At 42.5% G+C, this 26,583-nt stretch carries 18 protein-coding genes; 1 reads left to right on the forward strand and 17 read right to left on the reverse strand.

Going from position 1 to position 26,583, the window contains the following annotated elements:
- Positions 1-190: 190 nt before the first annotated feature.
- From A2W93_08465 to A2W93_08545, 17 genes are all read right to left on the reverse strand, one after another.
- The gene (locus tag A2W93_08465) at positions 191-922 is read right to left on the reverse strand and encodes a hypothetical protein (GenBank protein ID OFY55884.1); all 732 of its coding nucleotides are present in this window, start codon (positions 920-922) and stop codon (positions 191-193) included.
- Between the two features lie 2 nt (positions 923-924).
- A complete protein-coding gene (locus tag A2W93_08470; GenBank protein ID OFY55885.1) occupies positions 925-1,767 on the reverse strand; it encodes an orotidine 5'-phosphate decarboxylase in 843 nt (280 codons plus the stop codon).
- Positions 1,768-1,778: 11 nt separating this feature from the next.
- The gene (locus A2W93_08475; GenBank protein ID OFY55886.1) at positions 1,779-2,858 is read right to left on the reverse strand and encodes a peptide chain release factor 1; all 1,080 of its coding nucleotides are present in this window, start codon (positions 2,856-2,858) and stop codon (positions 1,779-1,781) included.
- A gap of 3 nt (positions 2,859-2,861) precedes the next feature.
- Positions 2,862-4,022: a phosphoribosylformylglycinamidine cyclo-ligase gene (locus A2W93_08480; protein OFY55887.1), complete on the reverse strand. Its 1,161-nt coding sequence runs from the start codon at positions 4,020-4,022 to the stop codon at positions 2,862-2,864.
- 122 nt (positions 4,023-4,144) lie between these two features.
- Positions 4,145-6,310 (reverse strand): hypothetical protein, encoded by a 2,166-nt coding sequence (locus A2W93_08485; protein OFY55888.1) that lies wholly within the window; start codon positions 6,308-6,310, stop codon positions 4,145-4,147.
- Positions 6,311-6,505: 195 nt separating this feature from the next.
- On the reverse strand, positions 6,506-9,595 hold the full coding sequence (locus A2W93_08490; GenBank protein OFY55889.1) for a hypothetical protein: 3,090 nt from the start codon (positions 9,593-9,595) through the stop codon (positions 6,506-6,508).
- Positions 9,596-9,725: 130 nt separating this feature from the next.
- Positions 9,726-10,163, reverse strand: a complete 438-nt coding sequence (locus tag A2W93_08495) for a hypothetical protein (protein ID OFY55890.1) — start codon at positions 10,161-10,163, stop codon at positions 9,726-9,728.
- 38 nt (positions 10,164-10,201) lie between these two features.
- Positions 10,202-10,933, reverse strand: coding sequence for a Rossman fold protein, TIGR00730 family (locus tag A2W93_08500; GenBank protein OFY55910.1), 732 nt, complete (start codon positions 10,931-10,933; stop codon positions 10,202-10,204).
- Between the two features lie 23 nt (positions 10,934-10,956).
- Entirely contained in the window at positions 10,957-13,818 is a 2,862-nt protein-coding gene (locus A2W93_08505; GenBank protein ID OFY55891.1) for an excinuclease ABC subunit A, read from the reverse strand.
- A 3-nt stretch (positions 13,819-13,821) separates the two neighbouring features.
- Entirely contained in the window at positions 13,822-14,823 is a 1,002-nt protein-coding gene (locus tag A2W93_08510; GenBank protein ID OFY55892.1) for a hypothetical protein, read from the reverse strand.
- A gap of 127 nt (positions 14,824-14,950) precedes the next feature.
- On the reverse strand, positions 14,951-16,012 hold the full coding sequence (locus A2W93_08515) for a hypothetical protein (GenBank protein ID OFY55893.1): 1,062 nt from the start codon (positions 16,010-16,012) through the stop codon (positions 14,951-14,953).
- Between the two features lie 11 nt (positions 16,013-16,023).
- Positions 16,024-16,566 carry a dTDP-4-dehydrorhamnose 3,5-epimerase gene (locus A2W93_08520; GenBank protein ID OFY55894.1) on the reverse strand — a complete coding sequence of 181 codons (543 nt, stop codon included), beginning with the start codon at positions 16,564-16,566 and terminating at the stop codon, positions 16,024-16,026.
- A complete protein-coding gene (locus A2W93_08525) occupies positions 16,547-18,970 on the reverse strand; it encodes a hypothetical protein (GenBank protein OFY55895.1) in 2,424 nt (807 codons plus the stop codon). The genes A2W93_08520 and A2W93_08525 overlap by 20 nt, the downstream gene beginning before the upstream one ends.
- Positions 18,971-18,977: 7 nt before the next feature.
- The gene (locus A2W93_08530; protein OFY55896.1) at positions 18,978-19,655 is read right to left on the reverse strand and encodes a hypothetical protein; all 678 of its coding nucleotides are present in this window, start codon (positions 19,653-19,655) and stop codon (positions 18,978-18,980) included.
- A 227-nt stretch (positions 19,656-19,882) separates the two neighbouring features.
- Complete coding sequence (locus A2W93_08535) at positions 19,883-21,136, reverse strand: hypothetical protein (protein OFY55897.1); 1,254 nt, start codon at positions 21,134-21,136, stop codon at positions 19,883-19,885.
- Complete coding sequence (locus A2W93_08540; protein OFY55898.1) at positions 21,091-22,953, reverse strand: asparagine synthase (glutamine-hydrolyzing); 1,863 nt, start codon at positions 22,951-22,953, stop codon at positions 21,091-21,093. The genes A2W93_08535 and A2W93_08540 overlap by 46 nt, the downstream gene beginning before the upstream one ends.
- Positions 22,954-22,980: 27 nt before the next feature.
- The gene (locus A2W93_08545) at positions 22,981-24,372 is read right to left on the reverse strand and encodes a dihydrolipoyl dehydrogenase (protein ID OFY55911.1); all 1,392 of its coding nucleotides are present in this window, start codon (positions 24,370-24,372) and stop codon (positions 22,981-22,983) included.
- 83 nt (positions 24,373-24,455) lie between these two features.
- Here A2W93_08545 and A2W93_08550 point away from each other — a divergent pair, with 83 nt between their 5' ends.
- The gene (locus tag A2W93_08550) at positions 24,456-26,573 is read left to right on the forward strand and encodes a hypothetical protein (GenBank protein ID OFY55899.1); all 2,118 of its coding nucleotides are present in this window, start codon (positions 24,456-24,458) and stop codon (positions 26,571-26,573) included.
- Positions 26,574-26,583: the final 10 nt, after the last annotated feature.

A 26,583-nucleotide genomic window follows, 5' to 3' on the forward strand; every position in this document is an offset into this window, starting at 1 on the left:
CTTTTTTACATCCGGCTAAAGCCGGATGCTATTATTGTTTGACATCCTCCGGACGTCAGTATTGTTTTAGGAATAAACAATGTCTTTTTTGCCGGGATACCCATTTGAGCATCCTGAAAATTGCATAAATGTATATATCAATTTCTTACAAAATTGGAAATTTCAAAGTGTCGAAGTCAGGTGATGCAATTCAATCACTAATTTCTTCATCTTCTATCTCTTCGCCTTTATAAAAGTTGTGCGAGTTAATGAGTTTCCCTTGCTCATCATAATACTTCCATTCGCCAATCCGGACATAATCACCTGCCGCAGCGTTCATCTGGCGGAATCCCTCATCTTTTAGCTGACCGTTTTTATAATAGGTTTTAGCAGTATATATACGCTCGTCTTTATCGACCAGCTCAAGAATACTCTGTGGAGAACCATTCATAAAATAGAAATTGTACTTAATATAAAACTCCATTCCATTGTCGTATTCCTCTATAAATTCAAGATTTCCATTTGGGTAAAAATCCGTCCATTTCACTGCGTTTTTTCTTCGATATTCAACCTTTGAACGCATTGTGCCGTCTTTGTAATACACAACCAATTCAGCACTGCTGGCGTTGATAATTGTGAACTTGCGTTCCTGTTGTTCATTATCGAAATAATTCTCGTAACCATTGGTAATGCGTCCATTCTGATAATACGCCTTGTGTTTGATTACCCCATTCTCCCAAAAATCTTTCTGAATTCCATTGCAGGGTTTTTTGTAGCAAAGCCGGACCGAGTCACCCTCGGTAAAAGCATTGAAACGTTCATAGTATAGCATTGGCTCTTCAACATTGTCGGTAATGTTCTCTATGTTGTCAAACCAATCATCTCCCTGTGAAAACAAAGCTACAGGAATCAAAAGCAAAAACAGAACAGCGTTGAGGCGCATAATTAGAGCTGATTTATAAACCGGGCCATTTCTTTTTGCATTCGTGCTGCTTCGTCGGCAGCTGCAGTTGCGAAATCAACCCCGGATGCTGCAAATATAATTGATCTGGATGCATTAATCAAGAGTCCTCCGGATTTATTCCAACCATTTTTCAACACTTCGTTCAAATCCCCACCCTGAGCTCCGACTCCTGGTATCAACAAGAAATTGTCGGGGACAATGGCTCGCACTTTTCTGAGCATTTCTGCACGGGTGGCTCCCACCACATACATCATGTTTTCGGCATTCCCCCATTGTTTCGATTGTTCCAAGACTCTTTCAAAAAGCTGCATCCCATCAGGAGTTTCAGTTAACTGAAAATCATCGGCACCGGGATTTGACGTCAAGGCAAGCAAAATCACCCACTTGCCTTCGAACGAAAGAAAAGGACTTACTGAATCTTTTCCCATATAGGGAGCTACAGTAACGGCATCAAAATCCGGCGTTGTTTTGCCGTCTCCAAAAAATGAAGAAGCATACAAACGCGAAGTGTTTCCGATATCGGCACGCTTGGCATCAGCTATTATGAAAACAGGCTCATTGAGCGACCTGATATAGGCAACGGTTCTGTACAAAGCGCTCCAACCGGGCAATCCCATTGCCTCATAAAATGCCAGATTCGGTTTATAAGCAACGGTGTAGTTGATAGTGGCATCTACAACTTCCTTATTGAATTCGAACACTGCATCCTCAATACTACGTCCTTCTCTGATATGCGCAGGGATTTTTGCATACTCAGAGTCCAGTCCAACGCAGAGTACTGATTTTTTTCTGTAAACAATGTCTGTGAGTTCCTGTCTGTTCATAAATCGTGAGGTTAAATATTAACGCCTTCTTTAAGTCTTTCAGTATTTTCGGCAATTTGCAACGAATCAATAAATTGTTGAATATCGCCATTCATAACCGAGGGCAGATTATACACGGTCATCCCGATGCGATGATCTGTCACCCGGCTTTGCGGATAATTATACGTTCTGATTTTTGCCGAGCGATCGCCCGATGAAACCAGCGTTTTTCGCTGACTGGCAATGTTATCCAAATACTTTTGGTGTTCAATTTCGAATATACGGCTTCGTAGAACCTTCAATGCCTTATCGTAGTTTTTTATCTGACTCCTTTCATCCTGACACTGCACAACAATTCCAGTCGGAATATGAGTGAGGCGGATGGCGGAATAGGTTGTATTTACAGATTGCCCGCCAGCACCTGATGAACAAAAAGTGTCTTTTCTGATGTCCGATTCTTTGACTTCAACATCAACTTCATCAGCCTCCGGCAAAATGGCTACCGTTGCAGCAGATGTATGAATACGGCCCTGGGCCTCAGTTTCCGGCACCCGTTGCACACGATGCACTCCGGATTCAAACTTTAAAGTACCATAAGCACTCTCTGCAGTCACGTTTATGATCACCTCTTTGTAGCCACCCATCGTTCCTTCAGTGAAATCGACAACATCGTATTTCCATTTTCGGTTTTCGAGATAACGAGTGTACATCCTGAACAAATCTCCTGCAAACAAGCTGGCTTCATCACCACCAGTGCCGCCACGAATTTCAATGATGCAGTTCTTTTTATCCTGCGGATCAGATGGCAGCAGCAATATTTTTATATCCTCTTCCATCTGTTCCTTCTTCAGATACAATTCATCAAGCTCAGCCTTCGCCATTTCACGAAACTCATCGTCTTTTTCAGTCTGAAGAATGTTCTTTGCGTTCTCGATATTCGACAATACGCTTGAATACTCAAGATAGGCCTCTGTTACAGACTGCAGCTCTTTGTATTCTTTGTTCAGCGCCACATACCGCTTCATATCAGAACTAATATCCGGTTCAGTCAGCATGCGCCCAATGTCTTCCCACTTATCGTGAACTTCTTTCAGTTTGCTAAATATATCCATCTTTTAAACTTCTTTTTTAAAATCCCCAAAGGGTGTTTTTAATTCAACTTCCGCTTTTTGCGAGTCTTCACAATACCCTACAACCTGAGCTCCAATGCCCTTATCAGTAGCCATTTTGATAATTTCAACAGCTGACTTTTCATCGGTATAAATCTCAAGACGATGCCCCATATTGAACGTGCGATACATTTCATCGGGCTCAGTTCCACTATTCATAATCAGTTCAAAAACCGGTGGTATTTCAAAGAAATTGTCCTTTACTACTTTTAGTTTATCGATGAACTTAATGCATTTGAATTGGCCACCACCCGTGCAATGTACCAATCCATGAACTGAACTTCGCATTGTCTCAAACACTTTTTTCATTAGCGGCAAATAGGTCCTGGTGGGCGACAATACCAATTTCCCCATGTCGAGGCCATCAACCGGTGAAGCCTGTGTAAGCTTATTCCGCCCTACATAAGCAAACGCTTCGATAGCCGGATCATACGTTTCCGGAAAAGTCTGACCGACCGAAAAATCAAATATATCATGTCTGGCCGACGTGAGTCCGTTGCTTCCAATTCCGCTGTTGTAGCGGTCTTCCCACTCACATTGTCCGTAAGAAGAAAGTCCGACAATAACATCGCCCGCAGCAATTTTCTCGTTGCTGATAAAATCCCTTCTGTTTATAAATCCCAGCGCTGTTGCATCAACGATAATGGTGCGCACAAGGTCGCCTACATCAGCCGTTTCACCGCCTGAAAGCACAATATCAATTCCGTACCTCTTCATTTTTTCACGAAAACGCAAATTGCCTTCAATGATAGCTGAAATCACGTCGCCCGATACTATGTGCTTATTGCGGCCTATGGTCGATGACACAAAAAAATGGTTGTCAATTCCAACACACAGCATGTCGTCGGTATTCATCACCATCGCATCGGTTGCAATATCCTGCCACACGCTCAGATCCCCGGTTTGCTTCCAGTATGCATAAGCAAGTGCACTTTTTGTCCCTGCACCATCGGCGTGCAGGACAATCAGCTTTTCCGGATCAGACGGGTCAGCGTCTGCTCTGCAAAAAGCGCGTTCAAAACTTCCGTGCCCTATTTTTTCAGCAGCAGCATGCACCTCTTCTTTTCCGGAAGAAACGCCACGATGCAGATATTTGTCGTTATTCATGTTTGCGAAATTAAAAAAGCATTCCCCTGGTTAAAGGGAATGCCATTTATTTATAGAAAAAAACCTAATAATGTCTGTTGCAGAAAACCACACAGAAGCCAGTCGCAGAAAGATGGTTGCTTTTAGTTGCCACCTTCACCTCCGCCAGGATTTTCAGTACCCGTTCCCTCCTCTTCCTTATCATCGTTGATGATCTGAATCTGAGGATTAACCGGAGTATTGGAGTTTGCTTTTGGAACATAATCTGTTCTGAGAATCTGGAATGTGGTGCGACGATTCAACTGATGAGCCGCTTCCTTTTCACCTTCAGTTGCCAGACCATTAATGAAATCTTCGGTCATGACCTGTCCTTTGGTGAACCGGTAATCTTTTCCTTTGTAATTAACAACTTTGTTTGATTCAAGTACACGTGGGACACGTTCTCCATATCCTTTCGGAACAAGACGATCTGGCTCTATGCCTTGACTAATGATGTAATCAACACAACTTTTTGCACGTTTGAAAGACAAGGTGTCGTTGTATTCATCAGAAGAACGAATATCGGTGTGAGAGCCAAGTTCAATTACAAGGGTTGGATTTTCTTTCATAATGATTACCAATCCATCAAGACTGTCTTCGTATTGAGGCTTGAGATCCCATTTTGCCAGATCATATAAAATGTCAGGAAGAACAATCGGTTTCTTTGGTATTGGAACCAGATAATAATCATGAACAAGATCTTTGCTTAATTCAAGGCCAACTGTAGTTTCCTTGCCTTTTTCCGAATAATAGTCAGGCAATGAAACTGACATGTTGTATGTAGTATTTTCAACAATCTGAATGTTGTCAAAATAATACGATCCGGTCTGGTCTGTCGAGTCGGTATAAATGGTGCCATTTGAACCTTCAATACGAACCTCAGCGCCTTTAAGAATTTGCTTTGTGCTATCATCGCGAACAATGCCGGCAAGAGTAAACAAAATCGGAGGCAATTTAAATCTCCATAAATCATCATTGCCACGACCACCCTTGCGGTTTGTGGTGAACCAACCCATTTCCTTGGCATCTGAATCTTTCAGCATTTTGGGGTCATCGTTGAAAATAATGGCAAAATCGTCGCTGCTTGAATTGAGCGGAGATTTCATGTTGACCGGAGTGCTCCATTTACCGTCGGCAAAGTCGCATCGGTAAATATCAAGTCCACCCATACCTACATGACCATTGGAAGCAAAATACAGATATTTCTTTTCACCAACTTCACGAATGGTGGGATACATTTCATCGCCCGTGGTATTGATGATTTCACCAAGATTGGTTGCTTTCTCAAAAGGCTTATTTTTCTTCGAACGAGTAATCATCCAAATGTCGCGTCCTCCCTGGCCTCCGGGCATATTGCTTGCAAAGTACATCGTAAGTTCGTCTTCTGAAAGAGATGGGTGACCTACGGTGAATGAATCGGCAGGAGCTATCGAAATCAATTCAGGTTCAGACCAGCTTTTGCCTTTTTTCTCAGATGTGTAAATTTCACAACCAAGAATTTTCTTTTTCTCTTTTCTGCAACGGGTAAAATAAATGGTGCTGAATTTCGAATTGAAAGTGCAGGAGCCTTCATTGGCTTCGGAATTAAGGATTCCCTCCTCATCTAAAGGAATAGGGGTGCTGTAATTCCCTTTTTTATCCTGTGAAGTGACAAACAAATCTGTAAAAGGTAACCCAGTCCAGTTGTCTTCGCCACGTCCATAAACTTCTTCGCGTGAGGTGGTGAAAACGATGGCTTTATATTTTTTATCAAAATAAGCGGGGCTGAAATCAGCATTTCTGGAATTGAGCTTTTTGTCTGGTTCAACCGTATAACGGGTTGGTGCATCCAGCCATGAAATAGAAAGTTTGCAGGACTCAATGCCATCATTTGCCCGCTTGTCGTCAGGATATTTCGCCTTAAATTCGTTGAATGCAATAAGTGCCTCTTCGTAATTTCCCTGAATTTTCAAACTTTGAGCATAAACATTATATGCTTCAACTTCCGGATAATTTGCCTTGATAACCCTTTTCATATTCAGGCCGGCATTCTTCATATCGTTGATCAGATAGTAGCAAGTGCCAATCTGAAAAAGGATCCTGTTTTTTTCAACTTTATTTTTTACCTTGGTGTACGCTTTTTTATACAACTCAATGGCATCGTAATATTTATTCAGAGAAAACTTCTCATCTGCTTCAGCAGTGAAGTTTTTTTGCGCCATCGATTGTTTCACCGGAGCCACAGCTACAACGGCTAAGACGAGCAAGAACATTAAAAACCTGTTTTTCATATCCTTATAATACGGTTAAAATAAGCAACAATTTTTGATGTTGCTAAATTAAACAATTATTGTTTACTACTTTCATTTTTAAACGATTAAAATGCACTTTCCCATGGATAAAAACATAATAATCTACATAATTCATTGAATTACAAAAAAATAGCCGGTAAAAACCGGCTATTCCAATGAAATAAATTTCGAATATTAAGCCTTGAGTTTTTTCTTGGCTTCTTTACGTTTCAACATGTCATAAGCCAACGGTGTTGCAATGAATACCGTCGAATATGTACCTGAAATTGTTCCAACGAGCATGGCAAAACTGAATCCGCGGATGATTTCACCACCAAGGATGAAAATGGCAAGCAATACAATGATTACTGAACCGGCAGTATTAATGGTACGGCCCAAGGTTGAGTTAACAGCATCGTTGATGTTTGTTTTGTTGTCGCGATTAGGATACAATGTCCTGTACTCACGGATACGGTCGAAGATAACCACGGTGTCGTTGATTGAATAACCAATAATGGTAAGCAATGCGGCAATAAATGTTTGGTCAACATCGAGGGTGAAAGGAAGTATTCCATGGAACCAGGAGAACATGAATATGGCAAACATGGCATCGTGGAACAAAGCTACAACACCTCCCAGACCAAACTGCCAGTTCTTAAACCTGACGGCAATGTAAACGAAAATCACAATCAGAGCCAGAATCAAGGCATATATTGAAGACTGCTTGATGTCATCGGCAATGGTCGGTCCCACTTTCTGACTGCTGAGTCGTCCAAGTACTTTCTCCGGATCATCTGACGTGAAATCTTTAAAGGTCATGCTGGTGTTGAAGAAGCCTTTGAGCGATTCAAATATTTTGGTTTCAACCAATGAGTCGGCATTTTCAGAGTTATCATCAACCAGGTATTTTGTAGTGATCTTGACCTGATTATTTGAACCAAAAGTTTTCACATCAGGTGTTTCACCCATTGCTTTAAACAACTCACCACGAATATCATCTACTTTTACATCGTTGTCAAAACGAACCACATAGGTACGGCCTCCCGAGAAATCAACGCCCCAGCTCATTCCACGTGTTGCTAAAGAGTAGATACCGATTACGAAAATAATTCCCGAAAACACATAAGCATACTTTCTCATTTTGATAAAGTCAAACTTAGTGGTAGTGAATAATTTCTCAGTAATCTTCGTAAAGAAAGAGATAGGTCTGTTGCGATCGAGCCACCAGATAAATATCAGACGACTTACAAACAGTGCCGTGAACAGAGAAGTGAAAATACCAATGATAAGGGTTGTGGCAAATCCCTGAACAGGACCCGAGCCGAACCACAAAAGAATAATACCGGTGAGGAGCGTTGTTACGTTACCATCGATAATGGCGCTAAGCGCATTTTTAAATCCATCATCAATAGCAAGCCGTGTTCCCTTCCCGGCTCGTAATTCCTCTTTAATACGCTCATAGATAATAACGTTTGCATCCACCGCCATACCAATGGTGAGGACAATACCAGCGATACCAGGGAGAGTAAGAACCGCTCCCATAGAAGCAAGCACTCCGAAAATCAGCACAACGTTGGTCAGAAGAGCAATATTTGCTGCCAGACCAGCTTTGTTATAGAAAAAGATCATGTAAATAAGCACCAATACAAACGAAATCAAGAAGGATATCATACCTGCATTGATTGCTTCAATACCTAACGAAGGACCGACAACAGCCTCTTCAACTATACGTGCAGGAGCAGGCAGTTTACCTGACTTGAGCACGTTTGCAAGATCCTGACCTTCAGCTACATCAAAATCACCTGTAATTGAAGAACGACCATTTGGAATTTCGCCTAAAACATTCGGAGCTGAGTACACATAGTTGTCAAGTACAATAGCGATGCTCTTCCCAATATTATCGGCGGTGAGCTTTTTCCAAATTTTAGCTCCTTCGCTGGTCATCATCATCGAAACCTCAACGCGGCCATTCTGGTCATAGTCTTGCCATGCATCGGCAACTTTGTCGCCTTCGAGTTTCGGTGTTCCGTCAGTAGTGCTTATTTTGAGCGCGTAGAGTTCGAAAAAGTCACCGGGCACATCCATTTTGATGGCTTTTGCACCCCAGGCAAACCAGGTGTTGGTGAATGAGTTGGCTACCAAAGCCAGATATGAATTAACCTGGGCGGTATCTTTTGAATGAACATATCCAATCATCGGGCCTTCGCCTGGATAACGTTTTCCTTCACTGTCAACGACATTAAAGCTTGCGAAGAGCGACATCAGAGGATTCTCAGCTTTTTCGTTGGTGGCTGTTTGAGTAGTGTCAGTCTGACTTGGAATTTCATCAAGCTTCTGCTCCAGCGATGACGGCTTGTTTTGAGCAGTAGCAACTGAATCTTTAGCCACTGTTGAATCAGCATTCAAAGAATCGGGTGTGAGCACCTGCTTGCTTAAAATATTTTTTATAGTCTCGTCTGCCTTTTCAATTGCAGGTAAGATTTCAACAAAATCATACGTTTCCCAGAACTCCAGCTTGGCAGTTCCCTGGAGAATTTTACGAACGCGGGTAGGATCTTTCACACCCGGGAGTTCGACGAGGATACGTCCGCTGGTGCTTAGTTTCTGGATATTTGGCTGGGTAACGCCGAATTTATCGATACGTTTACGAAGAACCATGAAAGTGCGGTCAATTGCACTGCTGATCTCATCTTCCAAAACTTTAATCACCTCATCATCGGTGCTGTTTGTTTTGATGCGATCGCTCAGTTCACGGGTCAGGAAAAAAGAGGCCAGTGGTTTTCCAGGAGCAAATTCATTGATGCTTTCGACGAAAAGGTCAACATAGGCTGACTGCGAATTTTTCTGTTTTTCGACAGCATTCTTAATTGCTTTCTTGAAATTCGGGTCCTGATTGTTGCCGGAAAGAGCAATAATAATATCAGCCTCGGAAATTTCCAAAGTCACGTTCATACCTCCCTTGAGGTCAAGACCAAGGTTAACTTCCTTGTCTTTACAATCCTTGTAGGTGAATTTTTTAATCCACGCCAGATTGTAAATGACTTCATTCGACATTGAGTCGAGATAATAACTTTCCCACGCGGCTGAAATAGAGTCAAAAATGACCCGTTCGCGAAGCGTGTCTCCTTCAGCAAGTTCTTTGGCCAGCTGTGATGCAGCTTCACTGGTAGCATATTCCTTTGCATCTTTCTCTACCTTGCGTGTGCAATAGGTAAAAGAGAGAGAATACAAACTTACCAAAATGAAAATAACAGCAAAAAACCTGATCGTTCCTTTTATTTGCATATCAAACAGTTTAAAAGACTTTTCGTCAAAATTTTGAGGGTGCAAAGATAGAACAACTGAATGAATTATATAGCATTTTCCCTAAAATAATTCAAGAAAATCGCATTTACCTCATAATCATTAATCTCCGTCAGGAAATAAATATATTCCGGAATATTTTTTCAAGCGCTCTTTTGTTACCCCGAAACAGTATTGTTGCTGATTTATAATCAATTACGGAATTCGCTGCCAGCAGCAGGTCTGTTCCGATGATACCGTCCACGGGATCACAGCCAGCTTTGCCAAAAGTCTCATTTACTGTACTTAGATCAAGCAGAACGAACGGAAACTTATCCATTTTAAAATCGCCGAGTTCAAACCTGTCACACCTCGACAATGAAATACTCAGACTCCCGGAACCAATTCCAATGGCGGATTCACGTTCAAGAGAAGGATCATGAATGAGCCGGAATCGTTCAGATCGCTCAGCATCAAGCACACAATTCGATGCGCCCGTGTCGATAATCATCGAAGCAGCAAATCCGTTAATTAGTACATCAACCACAATATGTGATTGTTGCCCCTGCATTCCGGACAAAAACCTTAATGGCAGGACAGATCTCATTATCAGAAGTTGGGGGTGAGATTGTATTTTTTGTAATAATTCTCAATAAAAGCAACCGCTTCTTCCGGAGTTTCAGCAAATTCGTAGAGATTAAGATCCTTTTCTGCGATATTGCCAAATTTCACCATGGTTTCGCGGAACCATTTGTCCATGTCAGTCCAATACTCTTTGCCAACAAGCACAATCGGGAAATGTGCGATTTTTTTTGTCTGAATCAGCGTCAATGCTTCGAACATTTCATCGCATGTTCCAAATCCGCCGGGCAATACAATAAAGCCCTGACTGTATTTCATAAACATTACTTTCCGGACAAAAAAGTATTTGAAATTCAGGATTTTATCTTTATCGATGTACTCATTTGCTTCCTGTTCAAACGGAAGCTGAATGTTAAGACCCACCGACTTGCCACCTGCTTTTTTAGCCCCGAGGTTACCGGCTTCCATGATGCCAGGACCGCCACCGGTAATTACCCCGTAACCCGCTTTGCAGAGCTTGTAGGCAATGTCAACGGCAAGTTTGTAATAAGGGTCGCTGGTCATTGTCCGGGCTGAGCCGAAAATAGTAACACAGGGGCCAATGGCCGCCAGTGTCTCAAAACCTTCTACAAACTCAGACATGATTTTAAAAATCTGCCAGGAGTCATGCGTTTTTACTTCATGCCAGTTTTTGGGTTCCAGCGCACGGCGGATTTTTTCATCATCATTCAGGTGTTCAAACCCATTGTTGTCGTTCATCATATTTCCTTCAATTAAAAAGTTCATTTTCTATTTCTGTTTTCGAAGTGCTCTTTCAGATAATTACCTGTCAGACTATCAGACACTTGAGCAACCTCTTCGGGGGTTCCTGTCGCAACAATCCTGCCACCATGCTTGCCTCCACCGGGCCCCAGATCGATGAGGTAATCAGCATAGGCAATTACATCGAGGTGATGCTCGATCACAATGACGGTGTTGCCTCTTTTAACAAGTGTATTGAGCACTTCAAGCAAAACCCGGATGTCCTCAAAATGAAGTCCTGTTGTTGGCTCATCCAAAATATAAAGGGTCCGGCCTGTATCCTTACGCGTGAGTTCGGTTGCCAGTTTTATACGCTGCGCTTCGCCACCGGAGAGCGTCGTGGAACTTTGTCCCAGCTTGATGTACCCAAGCCCCACCTTTTGCAAGGTCGAAACATAGGTGAGAATATAAGGCTGGTTTTCAAAGAATTCGGCCGCCTGATTTATAGTGAGATCAAGCACATCGCTGATGCTTTTACCCTTGAACCTAACCTCCAGCGTTTCACGATTGTAGCGGCGCCCGTCGCAGTCATCACAATTGACATACACATTGGGCAGGAAATTCATTTCAATGGTTTTTAGTCCGGCACCCTTACAGGTTTCGCATCGGCCCCCAGCCACATTGAATGAAAAACGGCCAGGTTTGTAGCCCCGGGCTTTCGATTCCGGCAGTATTGTGAATAATTTTCTAATTTCATCAAACACTCCGGTGTAAGTTGCCGGATTGCTGCGCGGCGTTTTTCCAATGGGAGCCTGATCAATCTCTATCACTTTATCAATATGCTCCAATCCTTCAATCGACGCGTATTTCAGCGGACGTGTAATACTTTTGTACAACTTGTTGCTTAAAACAGGATACAGGGTTTCGTTTACCAATGAGCTTTTCCCACTACCTGACACCCCAGTGATGCAGACAAACAACCCAATTGGGAAATCGACCTGCACCTTGTTGAGATTATGACCTGTTGCTCCTTTGACGGTGATCAGGCGTGAATCTGGTTTACGTCTTTCTTCCGGAACCGAAATAGATTTGATTCCATTAATATAATCGCAGGTTGGTGTTGAATGTTTTGACATTTCGGCTGGCACACCGGCAAAGGTAATGTAGCCACCTTTGCGACCAGCACCGGGCCCCATGTCAATTACATAATCAGCTGCCCGGATCATTTCCTCGTCGTGTTCAACAACAATCACCGAGTTACCTGCGTCGCGCAGTCGTTTGATACTTTCAATTAACTTGCGGTTGTCGCTCTGATGCAGCCCGATACTGGGTTCATCGAGAATGTACAAAACACCGGTAAGCTTTGACCCGATCTGCGATGCAAGCCGGATCCGCTGCGATTCTCCACCCGAAAGCGATGCTGCCGGTCGGCTCAGGCTAAGATAATTCAGACCAACTTCCGACAAAAATCCAATTCTTGAAGAAAGCTCCCTAATGATATCATTTGCAATGGCGCCGGTACGTTTGTCCAGCCTTTTAGGTAAATTACTGATCCAGGACAGCAGTGCATCCATTTCATAATCCGAGACTTCGGCAATATTCTTTTCGTCAATTTTGAAGAAAAGGGATTCCTTTTTCAAACGAGATCCTTCACATTCAGGGCATGGAATCATATTCATAAACGACTCAGCCCAGCGTTTGAGCGCAGGATTCATGTCGTCATCCTGTCTGTTCAAAAGCATATTAATGATTCCATCAAATGAAAGATTGTAGCTGCTGGTAACGCCCAGGTATTCGTTTGTGAGATTGAGCATTTCATTCGAACCATACAAAATGGCATTCAATGCATCATCGCTGAGGTCTCCAACTTCATCGTCGAGGGTGTTGCCGTATTTTTTACAAATAAGCTCAACTTGTTTGAAAACCCAATTGTTTTTGTATTCTCCAAGAGGTGCTATTCCGCCTTTGCGCAAAACCACCCTTTTGTCGGGGATAATTTTTTTGATATCCACTTCGGAAACAGTTCCCAGCCCTTTACAGTGCGGACAGGCGCCGTATGGGCTGTTAAACGAGAATGAATTCGGCTCGGGCAATTCATACGATTCCCCGGTTTCCTCACACATCAGTTTTCGACTATAAAAAGCGATGTTTTTGTTTTGTTCGTCGTGAATGGCCACAACACCCTTTCCATATCGCAGAGCAAGATTCAATGCCTTGCCCAGACGTTTGCTGCTTGTCGCTGACACTTCAATGCGATCGACAACCAGTTCAATATCATGTATTTTATATCGGTCGACCTGAAGCCCTTGAACAGCCTCTGTTATTTCTCCATCAATGCGGAAAAATACAAAACCAATTTTTCGGTATTGTTCGAACAATTCGCGATAGTGTCCCTTCCGGGCCTTCACCAATGGAGCAAGCACCGCAATCTGCTTGTCGGCAAACCGCTGTTCAATCATTTCGATAATGCGTGCGTCAGAATACTGAACCATGGGTTTGCCGGTATGCCGGGAATAGGCCATAGATGCTCGTGCGTAGAGTAGCCGCAAATAGTCGTAAATCTCCGTTATTGTTCCAACAGTGGAGCGGGGATTGCGGCCTGAAGTCTTCTGATCAATGGAAATAACTGGCGAAAGTCCTGTTATCCGGTCAACATCGGGACGCGACATATCGCCAATAAACTGACGAGCATAAGCAGAAAAAGTATCCATATACCTGCGCTGGCCCTCGGCAAAAATAGTATCAAACGCCAGCGATGATTTCCCACTACCACTCAAACCAGTTACAACCACAAGGCTAAAACGAGGAATTCTGACCGAAACATCTTTCAGGTTATGTTCGCGGGCCCCAATTACTTCGAGCCATTCCTGCCCGGGTTCAAATGGAAATTCTTCTTTGCTCATTTGCTACTCCACTCTCACTGAATCCTGAAAAATTGTATAAGGCTCATCGATTTCATCTAGGCTTTTCGAATAGCTCATCGATATGGGTAAGGCAATCTGATAACTTTTGCCTGAGGAAACTGTCAGGCTATTGGATATCAGCCATGGATTGAGATAACGCAGTTCAAGATAGGAAACCTCATTTTCTTTAGCCCAGACAGCCAGATCCGGTATTGATGCGGAAACCGAAACATATTTTATTTTGACCGGCTGATAAATATCCTTATTTCTGATGAAAAATCCGTATGTTAACGGATGGTCGTAAATGAGTTTCAGAGCCAGAATTCGATAGACATACCGCGAAGTTTCCTCATTCAGAAATAATGAATAATAATCGTTGCTTTTCTGTTCAGTAACTTTTTGCTGGAGTCCGCCACTGCCCATATTGTAGGAGGCTGCGGCCATGCTATAGGTGCCGAATCTTGACAATGAAGCCTTGATGTATTTACAGGCTGCAATGGTTGCTTTCTCCAGGTTATTACGCTCATCAACCTGGCTGGTAATTTCGAGTCCATATTCTAACCCGGTCTTTTGCAAAAACTGCCAAAAGCCTTTGGCGCCAGCGGGTGAAGCAGCATTGGTGAGTTCGCTCTCACACATTGCCAGAAACTTTATATCGTCGTGAACGCCGTTTGATTTGAGAAGAGGTTCTATAATCGGAAAGAAACGACCCGAACGTTTCAATAGTAAAATTGTGTGTGAGTGCCAGTACATATTGGCCATGATTTCCCTTTCAAGTCTTTCACGAACAATCAGATGATCGGTCGGGACCTTCTCGCCACAAAAGGTGAGTGAATCGGGAATAAATGGTTGGAAAACCTTAACGGTCTGCCGGCTCATGCTGAAGTATTGCTCGTCCGGATTCCTGCTGTTATTATTAATGGCGGAAAACATAAAAATCTGCATTCCTGCAATGATGAGGACCAAACTAAGGATGACACCGATTATCCATTTTTTTACAAACATGATCTGAAAGAGAGCTATGGGTTTTGACAATTAAAAAAACAATTTCACCTTCATCCGGGAATAAGATATTCCTAAGAAAAGGCAAATTCAACAAGATCTTGAAATAAATCAGATTACCCGTTCAAGGTTATTCTTTGTCACGATTGAGATGGGCAATATGGAAAAGACCCCCGAAAACAATAGTAACAAAAGAGACATAAGCAAGGGTAATAAAACCATTCCAATGATTGAACAAAGATAGTAATTTTACGGTTGCCAGCATTGAAATAAGACCAATGATGCAATAAATCATGGCCACCGATCTTTCGTGGAGACCAAGGTAGGACAAATGATGGGTGGTGTGATCCTTGCCGCCAACAAAAGGCGACCGGCCTGATGCAATGCGTTTGAAAAAAACCGTGGTTGTATCGGTCAGGGGAATAATAAAAATAACCAGGACCGTCAGGATTTTCTGCAAGTCTGTTACACTGGTTTTATCAAGCTCCAGATTCCATCCATATTTTATTCCCAAAAACGCGACAGTCGTTCCCAAAAACATGCTGCCTGTATCGCCCATAAATAGTTTTGAGGGGTTCCAGTTGAAAAACAAAAATCCTCCTATTGCTGCAATGAGCCCAATTGAAATGAACAGATATGGTCCGTCGTCCAGCCCGTTGAGTTGCATAATAACCAGGAAGCATGAAAGAATAAAAATAACAACAACCGATGCGATTGCATCCATATTGTCGAGCAGATTGATCGCGTTCATTATTCCAATCACCCACACTATAGTTAGGATCATATCAACGACAACAATATCTGTAACATTTATTGCAGATCCGGAAAAAATGATGACAACTGCAGTCAGGACTTGTAAGCCGAGTTTAATGAATGGTTTTGTATTGAAAGCATCGTCGAACAACCCGGCAATAAAACCTATTGATACAGCCAGCATTAGTCCGAGAAATTCAACATTGCGAGCGATGGCGGAATCCGGATCAAGCATTGAATAGGCAATCACCGAAATCAGAAAAAGAATGTAGAATGTAATGCCTCCAAATGAAGGTTTCTGCGTCGAAGTCCACCTGACGCCGGTTTCTTTTGCAGTGCGCAATCCCAATGTGCTTGAAAACTTCAGGAACAATCCATTAATGATTAATGAAAACCCAAAGAATAAAACGACGACAATCAGAATATCAGTCCAAACCATACCGGAATTGATTAAAACGGTGATATAAAATTACGAAAGAAATCGCCTGACTGATCTTTAGAGCTAACAATCAACGGATTTTCAGGCCACTCAATATTCAAATCCGGATCATTCCAGAGTAATGTTCGTTCGGAAGCTGCATTGTAATTCGCAGTGCATTTGTAGTTAATAACGGTGTTCTCTTTAAGCGACAAAAATCCGTGCGCAAAACCCGCAGGAATCCAGAATTGAAAATTATTTACAGCTGAAAGTATTGCTGAATAATACTTCCCATATGTCGGAGAATTTTTTCTGATATCAACAGCAACGTCAAAAATACTTCCGTGAACCACTCTGATCAGCTTTCCCTGCGCATTGGGGGGAGTTTGAAAATGCAATCCTCTCAACACAAAACGGTGCGATGAGCTTTCGTTATCCTGAATAAATTCACTGCTGATGCCGAGTTCACGATACTTCTGCAAGTGATAGGTTTCAAGAAAGTGTCCCCGATCATCGGTGAACACTTTTGGTTTTATCAATAAAAGGCCTTCGCAATCAAACGTTTGAACTTCCATCGTCTTTTCTTCTAAACTTTTCAAAAATTCTGTCTTTCCATGATTTCTTCACTATGTCTTCTGAATCATAATAACCATGCTTCGAATTATTGTAGCCATAACCATAGCCATAGCCGTAGGCAAATCCCATAGAACTGCCGGCGCCGGTTATTTCGGGGTCAACATTGTTGAGAATAATACTCATGAAACGCAAATTATTTTCATGATACAGCTTTTCAATATTGTAAATGTAGGAGCGTTTTGAATAATTTGCTCTTACAACATAAATCGGATAATCTGCATACTGCAGTGGCTTCATGGCGTCGCTGACAAGCCCGATGGGAGGCGTGTCCATGATTATATAATCGTACTTTGTCTTCAGGAATGTCAGGAGCTCGTCGGTTTCGTTTGTCAGAATTAGTTCTGATGGATTGATGGGCGTAGGTCCTGCTGTGATGAAATGAAGATTAGGGATACTGCTCTGTTTGATGCACTCTTCTACCGTATTTATTTTGAGCAGGATTGACGAAATCCCTTTCTCATTGTCGGTATTAAATCCAAGATGGATTTTTGGTTTTCTCAAGTCGAAATCGAGAACAATTACATTCTTGTTATTGAATGCCAATACGCCGGCGAAGTTGATGGCGACAAAAGTCTTTCCTTCACCTGACACCGTGCTCGATATTGCAATGACTTTCGCCTGAGTAATATTTTTGATAAACTGCAGATTCGTACGAATGGCCCTGAGTGCCTCCGCAAGCAAAGAACGGGGTCGTGTATCGACGATCAACTGACTGACGGGAATAAAACTTTTGTACTTTGGAATTACACCAAGTACCGGGACTGTGGTGAGTTTTTTCACATCGCGCAAGGAGACAACTTCATTGTATAAAATGTATCGAAGAATGAGAAATGCGAAGCTGAGGACCATTGCGAAAACAAATGCTCCAATCCAGATGAGTTTGTTGTTGGGAGAAACCGGAGCAAAATTGGACTGCGCAGGTTGCAATACGATTAGCTGACTCACATATCCGGCCTGAGCAATACTGTGTTCGATTTTCTTCTCAATCAGCTGGTTGTAAAACTTTTCATTCACCGAATAATAGCGCTCAATCCGGCTTTGATCATCCATGGTACCGATGACAGGTTTGCCCAGCATACGAAGAATGTTGTTCTTTTCTGCTACGTAGCGCTGGTACTGCCGTTTGTATTTCGTCAATAAGCCGATTGTGCTTTCACGGATAATTTTATTCTGAAACTCAATCTGTGCATTAATACTTTCAATTGCAGTAGAGTTTTCGGTCACGCGCAGAAGTAATTCCTGCTTGCGCATTTCAAGATCTTTGAGCGACTGCAAATAAGGCGACAGATAAACCTGTGATTCAATACCACTGATTAAAGGAAGCAACGTAATGATATCGGCATTTCCTGAAGAAAATGCTTTATAAAAAATCTCGAGCGATTCTACCTCTGATGAATTCTCCGATATAAGATTGTCAAGCTCGAAAAGTCTCGATTGAAGTGCAGTACGATCAAGGCTTGAATCAACAGAAGGTGCCGACGACTGCTGTAGTGAATCTTTTGTCTGATCCAGATTTTCTTCCACCTGCCCAAGCTGTGAGTCGATGAATTCAAGAATGCTGTTGGAACTATTTTTCTGATACTCGACTTCAAAAGTCGCAAATTCTTTTGCCACACTGTTCACAACATCTGCAGCTTTGCGCGGGTTGTAATCCTTAAGACTGATTCGGATGGTTTTTGCAACATCGTTTATTACAGCAATGTTCACTTGCTGCGAATACTGGGCTGCAATATCCGTGAGATTATTAAACTGGACTATGAACTGCTTGTTTCTATTGGACTTGAAAAAAGCATGGGCGTCATTATTTATTGGTGTGAGGACAAAATTCACCTGAGGCAGTGAAACCGGCTCATGAAACCTGAAACTTTTGTCCGTTTGAATTCCATTAATTTCGGTGATTACAAAACCTGTATCATGGACTTCGATCAGCAATGGTACACCATAAAAAGTAGAATCGACGATTTCATATTTAATATCAAACGGAACATCATCGTATAACTCGAAATTAAGAATATTTCCCTTTGCGAATACGCTTACTCCAAGCGGAAGGTTCGAAACGACACGCTGCATAAACACCGGTGAGCGCATAATTTCAATCTTCCTGTAAATGTCATCCTCGTAGTACGTCTTATTGTCAAATAGTTTTTCGGCTTTGTCATCCGTATTAATCTGAACTATACAAGCAGATTCGTAAACAGGCTGGGTATAGCGCAGATAAACATAAACAGCGGTAAACAACAATGCCGAAAAGACAATAATATATATCAGACTTTTTCTCGTGATATTGAGAAAAAGTTTGAAATCGAATTCGTCGTTGAATTTAATTTTGCGGCTGTCGGTCATGGTTTGGTCAACGTGTAAAATTATAAATGAGCAGACCTGTAGAAACTAATGTCAGATAAGGCGCCAGACTTTCAATAAACTTTCTGAGTGGCCTGTGTTGCGGTTCTACATACACAATGTCATTTGGAAGTACCTGAACAAAAGAATACTTTGCCTGCGAAAAATCGGAAAGATCAATGGCGTAGATTTTTAATCCGGCAGTTGTATTTCGTATCAACCGGATGGAATAGGCCTTCCCTTCTTTGATTCCGCCAGCTGAAGAAATCACATCAACAAGGGTAGTGTTTTCGTTGACATAAGGAATAACAGTAGCAGTCTGGGTTGTACCACCGGTCATGAAAAATATCCGTTTGTTCAGCAGAGAGATCTGAACATAAGGTTCTACGACCGATTTAGCAAACAGAGCAACAATCTCTTTTTCGCACTGATCCGTTGTTAGTCCTGCAACAAGAGTTTGTCCGACTATAGGCAGCGCAATGTATCCGGCAGAATCGACCGTAAAAACAATCGGGGAACTTTCTCCCGCACCTTGCTGCGATGCGGCACTCAGGGGTTCAAGTAACTTCTCGCCTTTGTTTGAATAAACATTTATTGTCAAATTATCCCCTATCTGAATCAGTGGCTCACCGGGCACAAGCAGTTCCGATGCCGGGGCAAATGTAGCACGGTCTTTCACTTTGTACATATCGGACGGATAAAAAGCCCGATTGCAAGAAGCGAAAAAGACTGATACTAAAACAATTAATACAAATATTTTTCTGAACATAACAGACCAAACTATTGTCAAAGGTAGCTTTTTTTATACAATTGTCTTTTCTACGTTCGAAAACGTAGTTTTGTTACCATTATATAAAATGCCTGATTATTTCAATTGACGAAATATAATTCTGTATTTCGACCTTTTTTTGAAAGTCAATCCAGTTTAACCTTTTTTAATTCGATGAGGTTGTAATACAAAGCTTTCATGTCTTCAACCATCCGTTGATATTGAAATCTTTCGCCCACAAATTCCCAACCCTGCGAGGACATTGACTCATAGAGGATTTTGTCCGTGATAAGTTTCACAATGTTTCTACTCATGGTTTCAACATTCTGCGAAGGAGAAAGCAATGCCGTTTTGCCATCAATCACGATATCGCGTATGCCGCCAACGTCTGTACTTACCACCGGACAATTCGAAGCCTGAGCTTCGATTAGACAAACCGGGGTGCCTTCATTCAGCGAAGTCAGTACAAGCAAGTCAAGACCAGACATAATTTCATCCACATTCTTTTGCCACGAGGTGAAATGAACCATGGTGTCAGGATCCGTATTGTCATTTGTGGCAATATTTTTCTGATTAAAGCGATGTCGTACCTCAAGGTTTGTTTCACCATCACCTACCACAAAATACCTGACCTTTCCACGATGCAGTTGTGATACACGATCAACAACGTCGACAAACATTGTGTGATTTTTCACCGGAACCATTCTGCCAATTATACCAATTGCAAACTCATCATCCTGAAGCTGATATTTCTTTCGGAAAAGTGATCTTTTGATTGCTTTTTCTTCCTGAAATTTTGTCAGATCAAAGCCATTGGCAATCACATGAACCTGATCTTTGTTACAAATTCTGAATCTACTAACCAGATCAGCCTGCTGCCTTACACTCAATGCAACGATCGCATCTGTTTTGCGTGCAAGATTTCGTTCAATGGTCTTATAAAACGAACTAATTAAACTGCTGAAATAGGCTTCGAAAACATGTCCATGATATGTATGCACAATAATGGGGACCTTCATCTTATATGCAGCGCTGCGGCCTACAGCTCCAGCCTTCGAAGCATGCGTGTGTACAATGTGTGGTCTGAAATCAGCAATGATTTTTTTCACATCGCGGTAAGCTGCCCGGTCGAGAACAAAATTCATCGAACGTCGCATCGACTCGATGATGACAGGCTCTATTCCAAGTGAGTGCGGAATGTGAAGCGAATCGTGTTCATTCAATTCATTGGGACCGCCAATCAGCAAAGTCTCGAAGTCCGGCTCCAAATGCTTCGTCAATTGCGATGCATTGTAGGTTGGACCGCCTAAATTAAATCTGTTTAGAATTCTTAATACCCTTATTTTTTCAGCCATTACATATATTTTTTCCACCAGTTCTGAAATACGATAATTGACCAAAGCAAGCTCTGGTCGCGCAATCCACTACCGCGCCCAACCGAATTTTTCAATCGCTGCATTTTCTCCGGATAAAATATTCCCTGGTGTTTAATGAACTTATCATCAAACCATTCATTACTGATATTGTTCAGTAAAGCGCCATTCATCCACTTACCCACAGGGACCTCAAATCCATGCTTTGGCCTTTGGGTAATGCTTTCAGGAAGAATATCATTGAATGAGTCAGACAAAATTTTCTTTGTTTGCAACGAATCGAATTTCCATTTAGATGGCAAAGAAAAGGCAAAGTCAATTATACGATAGTCAAGAAATGGAGATCGCACTTCGAGTGAAGCTGCCATCGACATCAAATCGACTTTTCTCAACATGTCTCCAGTTAAAACAAGTTTCATATCGTTGCGCAATACCGAATTCATATCATCGGGATGCCCCAGATCGAGTCTGCCGCGAACCCTGTTCATGCTGTAATGTCGCGATAAATGCAGTAAATGCGACACTTCTCGACCGGAATGAAAAGCTGCCAAAAATAAATATCGTTCGCCAGGCCGCATTGATGCAACTCTTCCCATTCGCCGTGCCTGACGCATTTTATCAGAAAATCTGCTACCGCGACCAAACACACCCGGGATGGCAGCAGCAGCCGTAAAAGCCATCATTTTTGCGCGCGAGGCACCCGCAATCATTGCCAGCGCACGGTGTTTGCGATAACCCCCAAACACTTCGTCTGCTCCATCGCCCGATAACGCAACAGTTACATGTTGCCGCACAAACGAGGACAATACATTCACTGCAATGGCCGAGGAATCTCCAAACGGCTCATCAATATATTCCAGAACGTTTGGCAGCGCTTTTAGAAAGTCTACTTCGGTCACCGGAATGATTGTGTGCTTTAAAGAATGACGCTGTGCAATTTCCGAGGCATACGCCGATTCATCGTAATACGGCGCATCCGGAAATCCGATTGAATAGGCATGTATATTTGGATCGTGCTGAGCTGCAAGCACAGAAATGATAGAGGAATCAATACCACCACTCAGAAAAGTACCGATCGGAACATCCGATATCAACCGCGTGCGAACACTGTCGGAAAGCAAGTCCCTGAGCTGCTCGCATGCATCCTGGTAATTCCCTTTGAACGCATCATTGCCAATGGAATAATACGAATGAATTTCCGTTTTATCTTTTGTGATTACAGCATAATGAGCGGCTTCCAGCTTTTTTACTTCCTGAAAAATTGAGTCGGGTTCCGGAATATACGTCAATCTGAAATACTCGTAAACGCTCTGTTCATCAAGTGTCCGACGAATCGGATATTTCAAAATGGCTTTCATTTCCGAAGCAAAAACAAAGGCCGATGCTTCGGAATAATACAACAATGGTTTCACTCCGAAACGGTCGCGGGCAAGTACCAGTCGCTGTTCCAGTGAATCAAAAATACCTATGGCGAAAAATCCGTTGAAAGTCTCGAAACACTTTACGCCATATTGAATGAACGATTTTAAAACAACTTCCACATCACCACTGGTGCGAAAAGTATGTCCATGTTTCTCAAGCTCTGTGCGGATTTCACGAAAATTAAAAATCTCTCCGTTAAACACCAGCGTGTAGCGTCCATCTTCCGAAACATAGGGTTGATGCGATGCTTCGCTTACATCGATGATGGAAAGACGGGCATGCCCGAAAAGAAAATGATCTCCACTTTTTGTTGCTGAATAATCGGGGCCGCGCTGCCTGAGCGTTGCAAGCGCATCGGGAAGTGCATCAAAAAACTTACTTCCGTTGTCGTTACGGGAAAAAACGCCGGTAATTCCGCACATGGTTATTGGGTGTTGCGCGAATAAATTTTACAAGTGAATTACTTCGTCGTATGCAGCAGCAACTGCTTCCATCACGGCTTCGCTCATGGTCGGGTGCGGATGTACAGAATGGATAATGTCGTAGCCAGTGGCCTTCATATTGCGCGCCACAACGGCTTCGGCAATCATTTCAGTCACGTTGTCACCGATCATGTGAGCCCCCAGCCATTGATTGGTTTTTGCATCAAAAATAACTTTTACAAATCCATCGGTGTTACCTGCTGCCTTTGCTTTACCGCTGGCGGTGAATGGAAATTTACCAACCTTGACTTCAAATCCGGCTTCCACTGCGGCTTTCTCGGTCATACCAACCGAAGCTACTTCTGGAAAAGTGTAGGTACAGCCAGGTATATTTCCGTAATCAATCGGATGAACATCCATGCCGGCTATTTTCTCAACGCAGATAATCCCTTCGTGCGAAGCCACATGCGCCAGGGCCGGACCTTTTACAATATCGCCGATGGCATAAACGCCATCAATATTTGTTCGGTAGAAATCATCAACCAGAACTTTACCGCGTTCGAATGCAACACCGGTTTCTTCAAGCCCCAGTCCTTCCAGATTGGTTGCAACACCAACAGCTGACAATACTACATCGGCTTCGAAAATTTCTTCGCCTTTTTTTGTATTCACATACACCTTGCATTTATCGCCACTTGTATCAACCTTTGTTACTTCCGATGAAGTGAGAATGCTCATGCCGGCTTTTTTGAACGAACGTTCAAGTTGTTTACTTACTTCTTCGTCTTCGACAGGAACAACGTTTGGTAGAAATTCTATCAACGTCACTTTTGTTCCAATGGTATTATAGAAATACGCAAATTCACTGCCTATCGCGCCGCTGCCCACCACAACCATGCTTTCGGGTTGTTGAGGCAAAGTCATGGCTTCGCGATATCCGATGATTTTTTTACCATCCTGTTTCAATGCGGGTAGTTCACGCGAACGCGCTCCGGTAGCGAGAATGATGTGATTGGCATCGTACATCGTTTTGGTGCCGTCTGCGGCTGTCACTTCCACTTTTTTACCGGGCATCAGTTTCCCGAAACCAGGGAGAATTTCAATTTTATTTTTTTTGAACAGAAACTGAATGCCTTTGCTCATGGCATCGGCCACACCGCGGCTGCGCGAAACAATGGCTGCAAAATCGGGTTTCACTTCCCCTTCGAGTTTGATCCCGTAGTCGGCAGCATGTTTCATGTATTTGAATGCCTGAGCGCTTTTCATCAGGGCTTTGGTTGGAATACAACCCCAGTTGAGGCATATTCCGCCCACTTCGGCCTTTTCAACAACAGCTACTTTCATCCCTAACTGCGAAGCCCTGATGGCAGCTACGTATCCACCGGGACCACTTCCAATAACAATGACATCGTAATTCATATCCTTCTGTAATTTAATTTCAAAGGTATGAATAAATGAGAAATTGATTTTCAATATCTTTTTCGCGGCACGAACCTTGTGCAATGCGGCGCCCTATGAAAAATATGAACAGACTCATTGTTTTTGCAGCAATATTTATCACAGCAGTGTCATCATGCCGCGCGCAAAGCGATATTGAAGACTTTTTCCGACCGCGCATGCCGGAACAGATCGACACCATTTATTATCCCTTTTACAATGGAGTTCAAATGATAGAAGTCGATCATCTGGCCTATTGGGATCGGAAAATATTTTTTCTTGAGCAATCACAGCCACGCGCTATGTCGTACAGCATGCTCGAACCGCCTCCCCCGCCCAATGAATATTTCTTCCGCGATAGCACCGGAAATATCATTAACGCATACAACACATTCTGGTCGCTTGAGTCACTCAATGCATTGTTCAAAGATGTGCCACTTGACAAAAGAAGCAACAACTTAATGCATCAGCTAATCCCGACACATGCCGGGAAAACTGCTTTTTCAGATGGAGTATGGCCCTACAGCCCGCAGCCGATGAACTTTTTCAATGGGTTCTATAAAGTGTATAATTTTTCGAATGTTGATACAGCTCATAAATCAGACTTATACTTTCAAGGAGATTTCAGTCCGTTTACCAATTGCACAGTGGGGCTGATTGATTCTTTCGGCAATATCAAAGTCCCGATAAAATATGAAGCGCTCTGGCCGTTAAGAAACAATCTGCTGGTGCAACTCAACGGAAAGTGGGGCGTAATGGACAAGGAACAGAAAGAAATAATTCCAATAGAATACGATTCATACAATTGGGAAAGTCAGGAGCTGATTTCATTTGTAAAAAACGGTAAAATCAAAAAGCATTACCGCATTGATAAAAGCATTGTGCGAACCATCGGAGACTACGATGAGATTATCAATCCAGAAAACATAAATCAATATCCGGTGACGATGGTAAAAAAAGATGGGCGTATTGGTTTTATTGATTCATCGTACACCGAAGTTATGGCGCCGGTTTACGAAGTATGTGAAAGTTTTTATGCCAGTGATCTGAAACTAGCCAGGGTTTTTCGCGACGGTCACTGGGGTTACATAAATAAGCATGCAAAAGAAGTCATACCTTGCCGTTTCGAAGATTCGGAAAACTTCGGCCGCGACGGATACGCGCTGGTACAATTTGAAGGAGAACGATTCTGCATCGACACACTTGGCGACCGCATTCAGGCATGTGATCACATGGTCCAATGGCGCAAAACCATTGGAAATATTGTCAACCGTGGATATCTGTACGGACTCACCGACAGCGTTGGAATAGTAGTGTTGCCGGTCATTTACGATCAACTCTATAAAATGCCTGGTGAAGATTTTTATCGTCTCAGCCGTAATAAACAAATTGGACTGGCTGATAAATCAGGGAAAATAATATTGCCCTGCGTATATGAAGAAATTGGCCAGTTCTGGAAAGACAAAAACATTGCGCTTCTCCGCCGTGATACAATGTTTGGTGTGATTGATTCAAACTTCCGAATCATTATTCCCTGTGAATATGAATTGGTTCAGTTCGATTTAACCGGCAACCTGATTTTTAAAAAGAACGGATTGTTTGGTCTTATGGATATTGAGACCAATATTCTCATTCCGCCACTGTATCAGCAATTCAATGGATTCAGACAAATCATGTACACCAAAGATCCGAATCCGTATTCAATGGTGTTGCGTGATTCGCTGTATGGTTACATCAATATCAAAGGAAAGGAAATCATTCCATGCAAGTACAAACATCTGGGTTACGAAATTCACAACAATCGTGTTTTCTATCAGGAGAATAATAAATACGGATTTCTTGACACTACAGGAAAAGCAGTTGTGGCGCCGGTTTACGACCGGGTATTTGATTTCATTACCGATGTTACCGCTGTTCAGAGAGGCAGCAAGTGGGCGCTCATTGACGGAAAAGGAAAATTAATTACAGAATTTATTTACGACATGATTGTTGGCCACACATGGTATGATCAGCAATTTGTTGTTGTTTATCAAAATAATAAATGTGGAGTCATCGATAAAAAAGGAAAATTAATTCTCCCGATCGAATACGAAGCCATACACGATTTTAGCCAGGCAACAGGACTCAAGCCGGAATTTCGTGTAACAAAGAATGGAAGCACCTATTGGGAAAATGTGTTGTGATTTATCATTG

This window comes from Bacteroidetes bacterium GWF2_43_63, from assembly GCA_001769275.1.
GTDB lineage: Bacteria > Bacteroidota > Bacteroidia > Bacteroidales > DTU049 > GWF2-43-63.